This window comes from Lysobacter soli (assembly GCF_009755585.1).
GTDB classification, from domain to species: domain Bacteria; phylum Pseudomonadota; class Gammaproteobacteria; order Xanthomonadales; family Xanthomonadaceae; genus Lysobacter_J; species Lysobacter_J soli.
This window is the reverse complement of the sequence record NZ_CP046603.1, coordinates 1,938,593-1,953,371: the sequence shown is the minus strand read 5'-3', so window position 1 is coordinate 1,953,371 and position 14,779 is coordinate 1,938,593. Positions and strand designations below refer to the sequence as shown.

Here is a 14,779-nt window from a genome sequence, read left to right as displayed (position 1 = left end):
GCCTAGAACTCCACCGGATCGCGGATGATCGGACAGGTCATGCAGTGGCCGCCGCCACGGCCGCGTCCGAGTTCGGCACCGACGATCGTGATGACCTCGACGCCTTCCTTGCGCAGCAGCGTGTTCGTGTAGGTGTTGCGGTCGTAGGCGTAGACCACGCCCGGCGCGGCGCATACCAGGTTCGCGCCGCTGTCCCACTGCGTACGCTCCTGCTGGTACGCGGTGCCGCCCGTCTCGACGACGCGCAGCTTCTTCAGGCCGAGCGCGTCGCCGACGACATCGACGAAGGGCTTTTCCTCACGATGGAGTTCGACGCCGCTTTCATGGCTGCTGGGCCGGTACGAATACGTGCGCACCTGGTTGATGAACTCCGGCGCGAGCAGGCACAGGTCGCGATCGGCGAAGGTGAACACCGTGTCCAGGTGCATGGCCGTGCGCATCTTGGGGATCACGGCGACGATCACGCGTTCGGCCGCCTTCTTCTCGAACAGCGCCGCGGCGAGCTGGCTGATCGCCTGCCGCGACGTGCGTTCACTCATGCCGATGAGCACGTTGCCCTTGCCGATGGGCATGACGTCGCCGCCTTCCAGCGTCGCCAGGCCGTGATCCTTCGTCGGATCGCCCCACCACACGTTCACCTTGCCGGCGAAATCCGGATGGAACTTGTAGATCGACGTGGTGAGGATGGTCTCCTCGTGACGCGCCGGCCAGTACAGCGGATTGAGCGTCACGCCGCCGTAGATCCAGCACGTCGTGTCGCGCGTGTACAAGGTGTTGGGCAGCGGCTGCAGCAGGTATTCGGTCTCGCCCGCCGCCTCGCGGATGACTTTCAGCGCATCGCCACCGATGGACTCGGGAAATTCCTCGGTCGACAGCCCGCCGATCAGCGTTTCGGCAAGATCGCGCGGCGTGAGGCCTTCGAGGTAGCTGCGGATCTCGCTGATCAACCCGAGGCCGACCTGATCGGGCACGACCTGGTTGTCGATGATCCACCTCTTCGCTTCGGGAATGGCGACGGTTTCGGCGAGCAGATTGTGCATCTCGACCACGTCGATGCCGCGATCTCGCATCTTGTTGACGAAGTCGAAGTGGTCGCGCTTGGCGTTGTCGACCCACAGCACGTCGTCGAACAGCAGCCGGTCGCAGTTGGTCGGCGTGAGCCGCTGGTGCGCGCGGCCCGGCGCGCACACCATCACCTTGCGCAGCGTGCCCACCTCGGAATGGACGCCAAACTTGCCGTCGGATGCCGTCGCCATGTCGTGCTCCCGCTCGCTAGATGGTGATGTAGCCGGTAACCAGCCACCAGATGCCCACGACGGCGCCGATCGCCGCGAGGACGAAGATGATCCAGTCCGAAGTACGCGAGAACACCGGCAGGTTCTGCTCGCGCCGCGCCCAGAAGTACAGCGCCGTCCCCGGCGCGTAGAGCACGGCCGAGAGCACGATGAACTTCATCCCGCCGGCGTACAGCAGGAAGATCGTGTAGATCGTCGCGACCGCGGCGATGATGAAATCGCGCTTGCGATCCGATGAATTGGCGTCGTAGGCCTCGCCGCGCCGGGTAAGCATGTAGGCGTAGCCGGCCACCAGCAGGAACGGGATGAGCGACATCGCACTCGTCAAATTCAGCATCAAGCTGAAGGCATCGCGCGACCAGTAGGTGGTGATGACGATGGCCTGCACCACCAGGTTGGTCGCCCACAGCGCCGCGGCGGGCACCTTGTTGGCGTTTTCCTTCGCGAAGATGCGCGGCATGTCCTTCGTGCGCGCTGCGGCAGACAGCACCTCGGCGCAGATCAGCGACCACGCCAGGTACGCGCCCAGCACCGACACCAGCAGGCCGACGCTGACGAACACTGCGCCCCACGGGCCGACCACCGCTTCCAGCACCGTCGCCATCGAGGGCTGGCGCATGCCTGCCACTTCCGGGCGCTGCAGGACCGCGTACGGCAGCAGCGTCACCAGCACCATGAGCGTGGTGACGGAGATGAAACCGGTGATGGTCGCGGCGCCGACGTCCTCGCGCTTCTTCGCGTAGCGCGAATAGACGCTCGCGCCTTCGATGCCGAGGAACACGAACACCGTCACCAGCATCGTCGCGCGCACCTGTTCGAAGATGCCGCCTTCCAGCCCGCCCCCGTAGAAGTTGAACTGGAACAGGTCCATCTTGAACGCGAACGCGAGGATGACGATGAAGACCAGGATCGGGATGATCTTGGCGATCGTCACGACCTGGTTGATGAAGGCGGCCTGCTGCACGCCGCGCAGGATCATGAAGTGGAACAGCCAGATGCCGACGGAGGCCACCACGATCGCGACAACCGTGTTTCCGTCGCCGAACACCGGGAAGAATGCGCCGAGCGTCGACTTGATCAGCACCCAGTACGACACGTTGCCGATGCAGCTGCCGATCCAGTAGCCGAACGCGGAGAGGAAACCCGGATAGTCGCCGAAGCCTTCCTTCGCATAGGCGAACACGCCGGCATCGAGATTCGGCTTTCGTTCCGCGAGGAACTGGAACACGCGCGCCAGCATGTACATGCCGGTGCCGGCGATGAGCCAGGCGATGATCGCGCCGAGTGGTCCGGTGGCGCCGGCAAAGGTTCGCGGCAGCGAGAAGATGCCTGCGCCTACCATTCCGCCGACCACCATCGCGGTCAGCTGCATGCGGGACATCTTCGGATCGGACGTCGACATGTCAGTGCCAGTCCTTTGCGCGCGTCGGCGAACCATGCTTCAGGTTGCGTAATGTGTTTGTGAAGGCGGTGCGAGCAAATCCGCCTGTTTAACGGGCTGTGTCCGCTGATTTGTCACACATCGATCACGCAGCCTTCGCGTGTCGTTTCCGCGAGCGGTGCAAACGCCACTCGCGGCGACTCAGATGACGAGGCGGCCCGTCGCCAACGAGAAGAGCGCAACGACGGCGGCGAGCGCCAGGATCGCGAAAAGCACCGCTTCGCCTCGCCGGAACACCGATGCGTGCCGCTGTTCGCGCCGCGACATCACGAACAGGATCGTGCCCGGCGCATAGAGCAGCGCCGAGAGCAACAGGTACTTCGTACCGCCGAAGACGAGCATGGCTGCCGCGTACAGCGTCGCGATCGCGCCGAACACCAGTGCCGACCGGCGTCGCGATTCCTCGTCGGGGGCGTATGCCTCCCCGCGCCACGCGAGTTTGAAGCCGTAGGCCGCGACCAGCAGGTAAGGCACGAGCGTCATCGCGCTGGTCATCTTCAGCGCCAGGATGAAGGCGTACTCGGCGAACCACGTCACCAGCAGGAACAGCTGGATGAGACCGTTGGTGAGCCACAACGCGGCGGCCGGAACGCCGCGCGCGTTCTCCTTCGCGAGCACCGACGGCATGGTGTTGTCGCGAGCCGCCGAATGCAGGACTTCTGCTGCGAGCAACGACCATGACAGGTAGTTCCCGAGCACCGAGATCAGCAAACCGACGCTGACGAACACCTTGCCCCACGGCCCGACGACCGCTTCCATCACGCCGGCCATCGACGGCGTCGCCAGCGCCGCCAGCTCCGGTCGCAGCAGCACGCCGTAGGAGAACATCGTCACCATCACCAGCAGGCACAGCACGCCGAGGAAGCCGAGCACGGTCGCGAGTCCCACGTCCTCGCGCCGCCGCGCATAGCGCGAGTACACACTGGCGCCTTCGATCCCGACGAAGACGAACACCGTCACCAGCATCGTCGCACGCACCTGTCCGGCGACGCTGGACAGGCTCGCAGGTTCGCCGCCCCACAAATTTGCCGCGAACACGTCGCGCTTCATCCCGACGGCGGCGACGAAGAGGAACGTCGCAATGGGGACGAGCTTCGCGACGGTGGCGATGGTGTTGATCGCCGCGGCTTCGCGGATGCCGCGCAGGATCAGGAAATGCACGCCCCACAGCAGCAGCGATGCGGAGAGGATCGCGAGCGCCGTGGTGCCATCGCCGAAGGCCGGCACGAATTGCCCGATCGTTGCCTTGATCAGCACCAGGCAGGCCACGTCCGCCAGGCAGCAGCCGATCCAGTAACCCGCCGCCGAGACGAAGCCCGCGTAATCGCCGAAGCCGGCCTTCGCGTAGGCATAGATGCCCGAATCCAGGTCCGGCTGCCGCATCGACAGGTTCTGGAAGACCAGCGCCAGCATCAGCATGCCGGTGCCGGCGATGAGCCACGCGATCATCGCGCCGACGCCGCCGGTCGTGCGCGCGAAGGCCGCCGGCAACGCGAAGATGCCCGAGCCGATCATCGAGCCGACCACGAGCGAGATCAGCGCGACGAACGAAAGCGTCTGTTTCTGCGGGGCGCTCATGGCTGCGGCCCACTGCGCGCATTGGCGACGCCGGATGCGGACGGTCGCGATCTCGTCGGATCAGTCGTCATGACACAACCCGTGGAGCGTCGATGGGACGCAACGGGCGACGATGGGCCCGCGCGCGTCACGGGCGGATGAAAATCGGCAGACCGCGCGCCGGTGCCCCCCCCCCCCGCACCCGCGGCGCCACGGCGACGGCCCACAGGCTCCGGACGCTGCCGGAAGAACGTGACGCCGTTATTGCTCGAACGGCGCGTCGATCAGCGCATCGGCCAGCGAGGGCGGTCGGTAGCCCTGCACGAACCTCACGCCGAAATCGCGCGCGAAGTTGTCATACGTCGTTTGCGGCCTGCTCGCGCAGAGCATGCAGATGGACTCGGTGAATTCATGCTTCATGTGCAGGCGCGGGAACGACGCCAGGATGCCGCTCATGATGTCCGCAGGGATCTTCTCGATTCCCCAACCGCCCCAGTCGAGCCCGACGCCGAGCACGCCCAAAGCCGGTTCGGCCTCCTTGTGCAGGCAGATCGACGGAGTCGAATTGAGCGCGACGCCATCCCACACCCGTTGGCAGCGCCGCTCGTCCAGGCCCTGTTCCCGCGCGAATGCGCGCGCCGCGTTGGCGCCTTCGACCTCGAAACGCAGCTCGCCCTGGAATGACGAAGTAAGCCCCAGGTCGTGCAGCAGCGTGATGATCGCCAGCACCTCCGGATCGTGCGCGGTATTACCGGCGCGCGCGAGCACGCAGGCGAACAGCCACGACCGCATCGCGTGATTGAACAGCCACGGCTGCGGGTGCGAATGCGCGAATTCGATGGCGCGCGCGACCGGTTCGCTGTCGGGCACCTCGACGCCGGCAAGGACGCGCGTGGACGAAACGGTTGCGGCGGCGGATGGAATTGCCATGGCACAGGCTCCTCGGGCGGTTCATTCGCATCCTGCTCAGGACGCGTCCTCGCTGCTACGTTCTGCGCTGACACATCATGTTTCCCTATTCGCACGGATCGGCCGGCGCTTGACGCCATCGCCGCGATTGTTGCGCCGCCTGCAACACGACGTCGCCGCGGCCGGGGCTTCATCCGCGACACGTCAGCTCCTAACGTGCAACCTGCTTCGCCCGCCAAACCACGCCGCCCTCCCCCGACCGGAGATCAGACATGAAGCGCCTTCTCACCGGAATTGCCCTCGCCCTCGCCGTGCTCAGCGGCACGGATGCCGCCGCGGAGACGACGAAGCCGACGATCGTGCTGGTGCACGGCGCATTCGCCGACTCGACGAGCTGGAACGGCGTCATCCGGATCCTGGAGCAGGACGGTTACCCGGTCGTCTCCGTCGCCAATCCGCTGCGCAGCGTGAGCGGCGATGGCGCCTACGTGTCCGACCTGCTCGCCAGCATCCCGACGCCGGTGGTGCTGGTGGGCCATTCCTACGGCGGCAGCGTCATCACCGAAGGCGCGCGCGGGCACGACAACGTCAAGGCGCTGGTTTACGTCGCGGCGTTCGCGCCGGACGCTGGCGAAACCGCGACCGCGCTGTCGGGCAAGTTCCCCGGAAGCACGCTCGGCCCGACGCTTGCGCCGCCGGTCAAGCTCGCCGGTGGCGGCGCCGACCTCTACATCCAGCCGTCGAAGTTCCATGCGCAGTTCGCGGCGGACGTGAACGCGGATGACGCCGCGCTGATGGCGGCAACGCAGCGCCCCATTACCGAGGCCGCGCTCAACGAGAAGTCCGGCGCTCCCGCATGGAAGGGCATCCCGTCCTGGTTCATCTACGGCGACCAGGACAGGAACATCCCGGCGAAGGCGCTGGGTTTCATGGCAGAACGCGCAAAATCCAGGCAGACCGTCGTCGTTCCAGGCGCATCGCACGTGGTCATGGTGTCCCACCCCGAGCCGGTCGCGAAGCTGATCGAGCAGGCGGTTGGCGACAGCGGCCGTTGATTCCCCCACATCCAAACGACAGACATCCATGAAACGTCTTGAAGGCAAGGTCGCGCTGGTCACCGGCGGCAACAGCGGCATCGGGCTGGCCGCGGCGCAACGGTTCGCGACTGAGGGCGCGCGGGTCATCGTGACGGGACGACGCAAGGACGTCCTGGACGATGCCGTGCGCCAGATAGGCGACGGCGCCATCGGGATACAGGGCGACGTGGCCGACATCGAACATCACGCGGCGGTCGCGCAGGCGGTGCGCGACCGCTTCGGCGCGCTCGACGTCTACATGGCCAACGCAGGGGTCATCAACATCGCGCACTCGGCCACCGTGACGCCCGAGGAATACGACGCGCAATTCGACGTCAACGCGCGCGGCGTCTTCTTCGGCGTGCAATCGATCACGCCCGTCATGCGCGACGGCGGCAGCATCATCCTGACCAGTTCGCTCGCAGCGACCAGGGTGCTCGACGGCCACGCCGTGTATGCCGGGACCAAGGCGGCCATCGGCGCGTTCGCGCGGAGCTGGGCGCTGGAACTGCGTGATCGCCGCATTCGCGTCAATGTGCTGAGTCCGGGGCCGGTGGATACCTCGATTCTGGCCAAGCTCGGCATTCCCGAAGCCGACCGGCCCGCGTTCCTTCACGCGATGGCCGAGCGGATCCCGGCGGGACGACTCGGCGAACCGGACGAACTCGCGCGCGCCGCCCTGTATCTGGCAAGCGACGACAGCAGCTTCGTCAACGGCATCGAACTCCACGTCGATGGCGGGATGTCGCTGGCCTGAGCGTCCGCGTGAAGACCGCGGGCGCCCATACCGAGCCCGCCGCGCTACCCTCATCGCTCCCACCCGCTTCCGGAGCGCGCCATGGCACTGAAGGACATTCTTCCCGGCAAGCTCGGATTTGGCACGGCGCCGCTGGGCAACATGTTCCGCGACATCCCGGAGGAGGAAGCACGGGCGACCGTCGAGGCGGCATGGGCCGACGGCATCCGCTACTTCGATACGGCGCCCTTCTATGGCGCAGGCCTGGCGGAGATCCGCCTCGGCGACGCGCTGGGCGATCGGCCGCGCGAGGAGTACGTGGTCAGCACCAAAGTCGGACGGCTGATCCTGGACGAGGTCGAAGACGTCAGTGCCCGCGATCTGGGCGAGAAAGGCGAGGTGTTCAAGTACGGCCGCCCGAACCGGATCGTCAACGACTATTCGGAAGACGCGACGCTCCGCTCCATCGAAGGCAGCCTGGAGCGGCTGAAGACGGATCGCGTCGAAGTGGTGTGGGTCCACGACGTGGCGCAGGACTTCTACGGCGACGAATGGCTCGGCGTGTTCGAGAGCGCGCGAAAGGGCGCGTTCAAGGCGCTGGATCGCCTGCGCGACGAAGGCGTCATCAAGGCGTGGGGTCTGGGCGTCAACCGGGTGGAACCGATCGAACTGCTGCTCGATCTGGACACGCCGCGGCCCGACGGTTTCCTGCTCGCGGGCAGATACACGCTGCTCGATCACTCGCGGGCGCTGCAACGCGTGATGCCGCGCGTGGCCGAGCGCGGGCTCGGCATCGTCGTTGGTGGCCCGTACAGTTCCGGCGCGCTGGTCGGTGGTCCGAACTTCGAATACGCGCCCGCGACGCCCGCCATCCTGGAGAAGGTGGCGAGATCAAGTCCATCGCCGACCAGCACGGCGTCAGCATGAAGGCGGCGGGATTGCAGTTCGCGCTCGCGAATCCGGCCGTCGTCGCCGTGATTCCCGGCGCGAGCAAGCCGGGGCGCGTGGAAGAGGATCGCGCCGCGCTCCAGGAAACCGTGCCGAAGGCGTTCTGGCGTGAACTGCGCGAGGCGCGGCTGGTCGATCCGGCAGCACCGCTTCCGTTCGGGGTCTGACGCGCGCCCGCCTGCGTCATCCGCGCTAGACTCGAACCTGCACGGGCAGCCGTGATCGCCTGCGATTCAGTGGCGGGGAGGATCGAGCTTGGAACAGCAGATCGCCGTACCGACGTCCCGCGAACAACTGTGGGCCCTGCTCGCCGAAGCGGCCGAAATCGAGCACCACCTGATGTGCTGCTACCTCTACGCAGCCTTCAGCCTCAAGGAGAGCGTCGACGAAGACCTGTCGGCCGCCGAACTCGACGCCGTCGAACGCTGGCGCCGCGAGATCCTGTCCGTTTCCGTCGAGGAAATGGGTCATCTCGCCATCGTCTGCAACATCTTGTCGGCGCTCGGCGCACCGGCGCATCTGGTGCACCAGAACTTCCCCATACCGCCCGGCTATCACCCCGCGGGCGTGGTGGTGAAGCTGGCGCCGTTCAACCGCCAGACGCTGGCGCACTTCGTGTTCCTGGAACGGCCCGACGATGCGGACGTGCAGGACGGCGAAGGCTTCGAGCCGCCGCAGCGCTATTCACGCGCATTGGGCATGGATCGCCTGATGACCGCGTGCACCGATTACGACACCGTGGGCGAGCTGTATCGCTCGATCTCGGCCGGGCTTCGCGGACTGAGCGATGCGATGGGCGAGCGGCGCCTGTTCGTGGGCAATCCCGAGCACCAGCTCGATGCCGACACCGCGCGGCTTCCGGGCCTGAAGACCGTGCGCTGCCTGAAAACCGCGCTGGAAGCGATCGACGCGATCGTGCGCCAGGGCGAAGGTGCCGACGCGGGGAGCGAGGACTCGCATTACCAGCGCTTCCTGCGTATCGGTCGCGAATTCGATGCGTTGCTGGCGGCGCGTCCCAGCTTCCGCCCGGCGCGGATGAACGCCCACAACCCGGTGATGCGCCCGCCGCCGACGCCCGAAGGCCGGCTGTGGGTCAGCGAAGAACCCGCTGCCGCGCTGCTGGACCTCGGCAACGCGCTGTACAACCACTGCCTCCGTTGCGTGTCGCTGGCCTACGGCGACGTCGGTCGCGACGCGCAGGTCGCGCTGGTATCGGCCGGCGTCGACCTGATGCACCTGCTGACGCCGGTGGCGACACGGCTCGGCGTGCTTCCCGCGAATCCGAGCCTGCCCGAAGCCACGGCCGGCCTGAGCTTCGCCACCATCCGCTCTTCCGCGGCCTTGATGGGCGAAGCGGGAAGCGTCGACATCCTGGTCGAGAGGCTGCGCGAGATCGGCGACCGCTGCGCGCTCCTCGCGCAGCGCTTCCCCGCCGAAGCGGCCCTGCTCGACGCCACGCGGGCCGGCACCGAGCGTCTCGCCAACCGGCTCACGGCGCAGGCCGATCGATGCCGGCGCGAGGAAGCGGCGATGTTGGCCACCGGCGTGGCCAGCCAGCCCGACCCCGTGCCCGCACCCGTTCTCGAGGAAGCGCCGCAACCGCAAGCGCTCGACGACGGCGCCGAACTCATCCCGGGCGCCGATCTCGACATCGTCTACAACGGCACGCGCTGCATCCACGCGCGGCATTGCGTGCTCGGCCTGCCTGGCGTGTTCCGCGCGAATACGCCGGGCGCGTGGATCCATCCCGACGCGGCGACGACCGAAGCGCTGGTCACCGTCGCGCACATGTGCCCGTCCGGCGCCATCGCCTATCGCCGGCACGACGGCGGCGACGAGGAAGCCGCGCCCGCGGTCAACCTGATCCAGCTTCGGGAGAACGGCCCGCTCGGCGTGCGCGCGCGCATCGTGCTCGACGGCGTCCCCATCGGCATGCGCGCGGTGCTGTGCCGTTGCGGCGCCTCGAAGCACAAGCCCTTCTGCGACGGCAGCCACAACGACATCCACTTCGAGGCGACGGGCGAACCGGCGAGCGTGGAATCGCAGCCGCTGCCGGTCCGCAACGGTGAGTTGAACATCGATCCGGAAGTGAACGGGCCGCTCGTGGTGAGTGGAAACGTCGAGATCTGCTGCGGCACCGGCCGCACGATCAACCGCGTCACCTCGGCGCGGTTGTGCCGCTGCGGCGGCTCGTCGAACAAGCCGTTCTGCGACAACACGCATCGCCGGAACGGATTCCGCAGCTGAGGTTGCGGGACGAAACGGAAGTCCGATTTTCAATCGCTGCCGGGCAATGGCGAGGGCTCCGGCGCAAGCGCGACGACGTGCTCGATGCCCTGCCGGAACATCTTCGCGTAGGGGCAGATGCGCTCGGTATTGCGGATGAGTTCGGCCGCGAACGCGCGATCCACGCCGGGCAGATGCACGTCGATGCGCGCTGAAAGCAGGAACAATCCATCGACGGGATCGCGCGAGAAGTTCACGGCGACGTCGAGCCGTGCATCGACCAGCTTCACGCCAGCCCGCATCGCCAGCAGCGTCATTGCGCCGTGGAAGCACGACGCGTACGCCGCAGCGAGCAGTTGTTCGGGATTGGTGCCGCCGCCCTCGCCGCCCAATGTGCCGGGAAGACGCAGGTCGACCTCCAGGGCGCCGTCATCGGATCGCACCACGCCGGAGGCGCGGCCGTGTCCGGCTTCGCCACCCGTCACGCTGACGCGCCCGGTGTACAGCGTCTGCTCGTCGCGTCCGTAATAGCGGTCTAGCCACTCCGGCGACGGCGGTTTCAACGAAGCCATGGGCGTCTCCGAAAGTGCTTCCTGTCCGCCGTCTCGCCGTGTCGCTGATCGGTTTCCGCGGAGACGCCGCGCCGACATGGGTTCGTCCCGTGCACGAACGGATGGAAAGTGCACGCCCCGTTACAGCATCCTCGACAAGCTGACATCCGTCATCTCCGTCACGGCGGACAGGAAGCATTCGACGCAGTCCATCGCGCACCGCACGAGGCGTCGATCGCCGTTATCAACCGCGCAACGCCGGCTCCTCGTTGCGGCACGATAGGCCCGCCCCTCCTGGCCGGGTAGGCATGTCGACGGATACCTCGCGTTGCCCGGGCGGCAACAATGCGCGGGGCTTATCATCCTCCGGCTTCCCATCGAACCGCGCCATGACGACACACGACAGACCCCACGTCCTGATCTGCACCGCCAAGGACCAGGACGACTGGCGCAGCGCGCTGGCGCAGTGCCTGCCGGACGCAACGCTGCATGTCGGCATCGACGCGCCACCGTGCGATTACGCCGTCGTCTGGAAGCCGCCGCACGCGCTGTTCGTACGACAGACGAAATTGAAGGCCATCTTCTCGCTGGGTGCCGGCGTGAACGCGCTGGTGGCGATGCCGTCCCTGCCGCGCGACGTTCCGCTCGTTCGCATGGAAGACGGCGGCATGGCCGATCAGCTCGTCGAATACGCGCTGTACGTGGCGCTGCGACGGCTTCGCGGATTCGCCGCCTACGAACGCGACCAGCAGGCGCTGCGATGGTCGCCACGTCCCGCGCGTGCCCGCCACGAACTGCGCATCGGCGTGCTCGGCCTCGGCGCGCTCGGCGAGAAGGTCGCACGAGCGCTCGCCGATTTCGGCTTCACCGTCACGGGCTGGAGCCGGACGCCAAAGGACATCGCGGGCATCGCGACCGAACACGGTTCCGACGGACTCCACCGCGTGCTCGCGCGCAGCGAGCTCGCCGTCGTCCTGCTGCCCCTGACCGACGCGACGCGCGGCATTCTCGACACCGAACGCCTGCGGATGCTGCCCGCGGGTGCGTCCATCGCGAACCTCTCGCGCGGCGAAGTCCTCGACGACGCGGCGCTGCTCGCACTGCTCGACGCGAGCCACGTCGACGAAGCGCACCTGGACGTGTTCGCGCAGGAACCGCTGCCGATCGACCATGCGTACTGGCGGCATCCTCGCGTGCACATGACGCCGCACATCGCGGCGTTGACAGATCCGCTTATCGCGGCGCGCGAGGTCGCCGACAAGATCCGACGCCTGGAAGCCGGCCTGCCCATCACCGGCGTCGTGGATTTCGAACGGCAGTACTGAGTCGTATCGAGCCCCGAAGCCTCGGGCGCATTGTTTACGAAGAAGTTACGCGCGCGTCCGGCCCGGGAATGGAGGCTTTACGCAGCGCGGATCGAGACTTTCGCCGTGGCCACGAGGGCCTCGCGAACGTAGCGAACCATGACTTTCCAACCGATCTTCCTCCGCGCAGCCGCCGTCGGCGTCTGCGCCGTCCTCGCAGGTTTCAGTGACGCTCGCGCGGCGACCTTGAGCGGCAACGCCGCGATCACCAGCGATTACGTCTGGCGCGGCACCACGCAGACGCAGGGCGACCCCGCCGTGCAGGCCGGCTTCAAGCTGCCCGGCGACAGCGGCTGGTACGCCTCGGCATGGGGCTCCAACGTCGAGTTCGCACCGGAACTCCATGCCAGCAGCGAACTGGATTTCACCGTGGGCTGGAGCGGCGCGCTCAGTGACACGTTCGCCCTCGACGTCAATGCCCTGCACTACCGCTATCCGTCGACGACCGCCGACCTCAACTGGACGGAACTCAACGGCACGCTGACGGTCGACGCGCGCTACTGGCTGTCGCTGGGCTACTCGCCCGAAGCACTGGGCAGCGATGACGCCGGCACGTACGCGCAACTCGGCGCACGCTTCCCGGTCAACGATGCTTTCCGCGTCGAAGCGGCGGCAGGCTACTACTTCCTCGACGATGTCTACGACGAGCGCTACGCGCACGGGCAACTCAGTGCGATCTGGACCGTCAGCGCCGCCTCGCAACCGGTCGAACTGCGGGTGACCGCGCACGGCACGGATTCGGGCGCGAAGCGGATCTTCGGCGACAACGCTGCCGGCAGCCGCATCGAGGCCGCCGTGCAGGCGTCCTTCTGACAGGAGCACGCACATGCCCGCCTGGCTCGCCTTCGTCTGCAGCATCGCGGTGGTTCTCGCTTCCGCGTACCTGCTCTACGTGATCCTTCGCCCTGAAGACTTCTGAGGCATGGCGCGCGCAACGCGCGCCGTGAACGCCCATGACCGAAATCCTCCTTCTCTTCCTGCTCGCCGTCGGCCTGGGTTGGCCGCTCGGCCTTTACCTCGCGCGCGTGATGCGCGGCGGTCCCGCGCCGCTGGACGCGGTCTTCCTCCCCGTCGAACGTGCGCTTTACCGCGTGCTGGGCGCCGATCCGTCGCGCGGCATGAGCTGGCGCGGTTACGCGAACGCCTTCGCGCTGAGCAACCTTGTCGTCGGCGTTGTCGTGTGGGTGCAGTTCATGACGCAGGCGTGGCTGCCGCTCAATCCCGACGGCATTCCCAACCTGCGCTGGGACACCGCGCTGCACACGATGGTGTCGTTCCTCACCAACACCAACCAGCAGCATTACTCGGGCCAGGCGCAGCTCAGCTATCTGTCGCAGATGGTCGGCATCGTCGGTCTGCAGGTGGTGACGCCGATGATGGGACTGGCGGTGGCCGTGGCCACGTTGAGGGGATTGTTCGCATCGCGCGCCGAACCGCAGTCGTCCGGCATCAAGAACGATGCAGACCGCGACCTCGGCAACTACTGGGCCGACGTCACGCGCGCCACACTGCGTTTCATGCTCCCGCTGTGCCTGCTGTGGTCGGCACTGCTGACCTGGCAAGGCGTGCCCGCGACGCTCGAAGGCGGCCCCACGATCGCACCGATCGACGCAAGCGCGGAGCTGAAGGAACAGAAGATCCCGCTCGGCCCCGTCTCGCCGATGGTCGCGGCCAAGCAGCTGGGTTCCAACGGCGGCGGCTGGTACGGGCCGAACAGCGCCGTCGCGCTGGAAAATCCGACGCCGCTGTCGAACCTGATCGAGATGCTCGGCATCGTGCTGATCCCGATCGCGATCACCTTCATGGTCGGCCCGCTGGTCGGACGCCGACGCCTCACCGCGATGGTCTTTGGCACGATGCTGCTGATGTCCACCGCATCGACGGGTGTGTCGATGTGGTCCGAGGCGCATTCGGCCACCGCGAGCGACGCCGCCGTCATGGAAGGCAAGGAAGTGCGGCTCGGCGTGTCGTCGTCGGCGTTGTGGTCGGCGATGACCACGCAGGTGAACAACGGCTCGGTCAACGCGATGCACGACTCCATGGCGCCGCTGACCGGCGGCGTGGCGATGGTCAACATGCTCGTGAATGCGATCTGGGGCGGTGTCGGCTGCGGGTTGCAGCAGTTCATCGTGTACCTGCTGCTCAGCGTATTCCTCGCCGGCCTCATGACAGGCCGCACGCCGGAGTTGTTCGGCCGCAAGATCGAAGCGCCGGAGGTGCGCCTGCTCGCGCTGCTGATCCTGCTGCAGCCGCTCACCGTGCTGGGCTTTACCGCGGTCACCCTCGCCTTCCCGTCGATCACCGGCAATTCGAACCCGTCCTTCCACGGCATCAGCCAAGTGTTCTACGAGTACACCTCGGCGTTCGCCAACAACGGTTCGGGCTTCGAAGGCCTGGGGGACGCGACGTACTGGTGGAACCTGAGCTGCGCGCTGGTGCTCGCGCTCGGCCGCTTCCCCGCGTTGATCGTCCCGCTCGCCATCGCCGGCATGCTGGCGCGCAAGCGCGTCGCGCCGGAAGGCCGCGGCACGCTGCACGTGGAAACGCCGACCTTCGCGCTGACGCTGGTCGCGGTGGTGGCGATCCTCACGATCCTGCAATTCACGCCCGCGCTGGTGCTCGGCCCGATCGCCGACCACCTGACGCTGGTGCGGTAATCCATACGGAACATGACGA

Annotated in this window: 14 protein-coding genes; 9 read left to right on the top strand and 5 right to left on the bottom strand. The window is 67.0% G+C overall.

The window, feature by feature from the left end; translation table 11 throughout:
- Positions 1-2: 2 nt before the first annotated feature.
- The 4 genes from arcA to GOY17_RS08805 all read right to left on the bottom strand — a co-directional run bounded on the left by arcA (position 3) and on the right by GOY17_RS08805 (position 5,223).
- The gene (arcA, locus tag GOY17_RS08820; protein WP_157030093.1) at positions 3-1,256 is read right to left on the bottom strand and encodes an arginine deiminase; all 1,254 of its coding nucleotides are present in this window, start codon (positions 1,254-1,256) and stop codon (positions 3-5) included.
- Between the two features lie 16 nt (positions 1,257-1,272).
- A complete protein-coding gene (locus GOY17_RS08815; protein ID WP_157030092.1) occupies positions 1,273-2,697 on the bottom strand; it encodes a basic amino acid/polyamine antiporter in 1,425 nt (474 codons plus the stop codon).
- 180 nt (positions 2,698-2,877) lie between these two features.
- On the bottom strand, positions 2,878-4,314 hold the full coding sequence (locus GOY17_RS08810; protein ID WP_157030091.1) for a basic amino acid/polyamine antiporter: 1,437 nt from the start codon (positions 4,312-4,314) through the stop codon (positions 2,878-2,880).
- Between the two features lie 240 nt (positions 4,315-4,554).
- On the bottom strand, positions 4,555-5,223 hold the full coding sequence (locus GOY17_RS08805) for an HD domain-containing protein (RefSeq protein ID WP_157030090.1): 669 nt from the start codon (positions 5,221-5,223) through the stop codon (positions 4,555-4,557).
- A 251-nt stretch (positions 5,224-5,474) separates the two neighbouring features.
- On the opposite strand from GOY17_RS08805, the gene GOY17_RS08800 reads away from it, so the two are divergent.
- From GOY17_RS08800 to GOY17_RS08785, 5 genes are all read left to right on the top strand, one after another.
- Entirely contained in the window at positions 5,475-6,257 is a 783-nt protein-coding gene (locus GOY17_RS08800; protein WP_157030089.1) for an alpha/beta fold hydrolase, read from the top strand.
- Positions 6,238-7,035 (top strand): glucose 1-dehydrogenase, encoded by a 798-nt coding sequence (locus tag GOY17_RS08795; RefSeq protein ID WP_232338568.1) that lies wholly within the window; start codon positions 6,238-6,240, stop codon positions 7,033-7,035. The genes GOY17_RS08800 and GOY17_RS08795 overlap by 20 nt, the downstream gene beginning before the upstream one ends.
- Positions 7,036-7,116: 81 nt before the next feature.
- Entirely contained in the window at positions 7,117-7,941 is an 825-nt protein-coding gene (locus GOY17_RS08790; protein ID WP_269750045.1) for an aldo/keto reductase, read from the top strand.
- Positions 7,938-8,129, top strand: coding sequence for a hypothetical protein (locus GOY17_RS19045; protein ID WP_269750044.1), 192 nt, complete (start codon positions 7,938-7,940; stop codon positions 8,127-8,129). Before GOY17_RS08790 ends, GOY17_RS19045 begins: the two co-directional genes overlap by 4 nt.
- Before the next feature lie 88 nt (positions 8,130-8,217).
- Positions 8,218-10,209: a ferritin-like domain-containing protein gene (locus tag GOY17_RS08785; RefSeq protein ID WP_157030088.1), complete on the top strand. Its 1,992-nt coding sequence runs from the start codon at positions 8,218-8,220 to the stop codon at positions 10,207-10,209.
- A 29-nt stretch (positions 10,210-10,238) separates the two neighbouring features.
- On the opposite strand, the gene GOY17_RS08780 is transcribed toward GOY17_RS08785, so the two are convergent.
- Positions 10,239-10,760, bottom strand: a complete 522-nt coding sequence (locus tag GOY17_RS08780) for an Ohr family peroxiredoxin (RefSeq protein ID WP_157030087.1) — start codon at positions 10,758-10,760, stop codon at positions 10,239-10,241.
- Between the two features lie 368 nt (positions 10,761-11,128).
- On the opposite strand from GOY17_RS08780, the gene GOY17_RS08775 reads away from it, so the two are divergent.
- The 4 genes from GOY17_RS08775 to kdpA all read left to right on the top strand — a co-directional run bounded on the left by GOY17_RS08775 (position 11,129) and on the right by kdpA (position 14,760).
- Entirely contained in the window at positions 11,129-12,064 is a 936-nt protein-coding gene (locus GOY17_RS08775) for a 2-hydroxyacid dehydrogenase (RefSeq protein WP_198173870.1), read from the top strand.
- Between the two features lie 138 nt (positions 12,065-12,202).
- On the top strand, positions 12,203-12,916 hold the full coding sequence (locus GOY17_RS08770; protein WP_157030085.1) for a TorF family putative porin: 714 nt from the start codon (positions 12,203-12,205) through the stop codon (positions 12,914-12,916).
- 13 nt (positions 12,917-12,929) lie between these two features.
- Positions 12,930-13,022: a potassium-transporting ATPase subunit F gene (locus GOY17_RS08765; RefSeq protein WP_157030084.1), complete on the top strand. Its 93-nt coding sequence runs from the start codon at positions 12,930-12,932 to the stop codon at positions 13,020-13,022.
- Positions 13,023-13,056: 34 nt separating this feature from the next.
- On the top strand, positions 13,057-14,760 hold the full coding sequence (kdpA, locus tag GOY17_RS08760) for a potassium-transporting ATPase subunit KdpA (RefSeq protein WP_157030083.1): 1,704 nt from the start codon (positions 13,057-13,059) through the stop codon (positions 14,758-14,760).
- Positions 14,761-14,779: the final 19 nt, after the last annotated feature.

What these genes read in the sequence shown, in the direction of transcription:
- kdpA (WP_157030083.1), top strand. Translation starts at nt 13,057, where the DNA reads ATGACCGAAATCCTCCTTCTCTTCCTGCTCGCCGTCGGCCTGGGTTGG.
- GOY17_RS08765 (WP_157030084.1), top strand. Translation starts at nt 12,930, where the DNA reads ATGCCCGCCTGGCTCGCCTTCGTCTGCAGCATCGCGGTGGTTCTCGCT.
- GOY17_RS08780 (WP_157030087.1), bottom strand. Translation starts at nt 10,760, where the DNA reads ATGGCTTCGTTGAAACCGCCGTCGCCGGAGTGGCTAGACCGCTATTAC.
- GOY17_RS08800 (WP_157030089.1), top strand. Translation starts at nt 5,475, where the DNA reads ATGAAGCGCCTTCTCACCGGAATTGCCCTCGCCCTCGCCGTGCTCAGC.
- GOY17_RS08805 (WP_157030090.1), bottom strand. Translation starts at nt 5,223, where the DNA reads ATGGCAATTCCATCCGCCGCCGCAACCGTTTCGTCCACGCGCGTCCTT.
- arcA (WP_157030093.1), bottom strand. Translation starts at nt 1,256, where the DNA reads ATGGCGACGGCATCCGACGGCAAGTTTGGCGTCCATTCCGAGGTGGGC.
- GOY17_RS08810 (WP_157030091.1), bottom strand. Translation starts at nt 4,314, where the DNA reads ATGAGCGCCCCGCAGAAACAGACGCTTTCGTTCGTCGCGCTGATCTCG.
- GOY17_RS08770 (WP_157030085.1), top strand. Translation starts at nt 12,203, where the DNA reads ATGACTTTCCAACCGATCTTCCTCCGCGCAGCCGCCGTCGGCGTCTGC.
- GOY17_RS08815 (WP_157030092.1), bottom strand. Translation starts at nt 2,697, where the DNA reads ATGTCGACGTCCGATCCGAAGATGTCCCGCATGCAGCTGACCGCGATG.
- GOY17_RS08775 (WP_198173870.1), top strand. Translation starts at nt 11,129, where the DNA reads ATGACGACACACGACAGACCCCACGTCCTGATCTGCACCGCCAAGGAC.
- GOY17_RS19045 (WP_269750044.1), top strand. Translation starts at nt 7,938, where the DNA reads ATGAAGGCGGCGGGATTGCAGTTCGCGCTCGCGAATCCGGCCGTCGTC.
- GOY17_RS08790 (WP_269750045.1), top strand. Translation starts at nt 7,117, where the DNA reads ATGGCACTGAAGGACATTCTTCCCGGCAAGCTCGGATTTGGCACGGCG.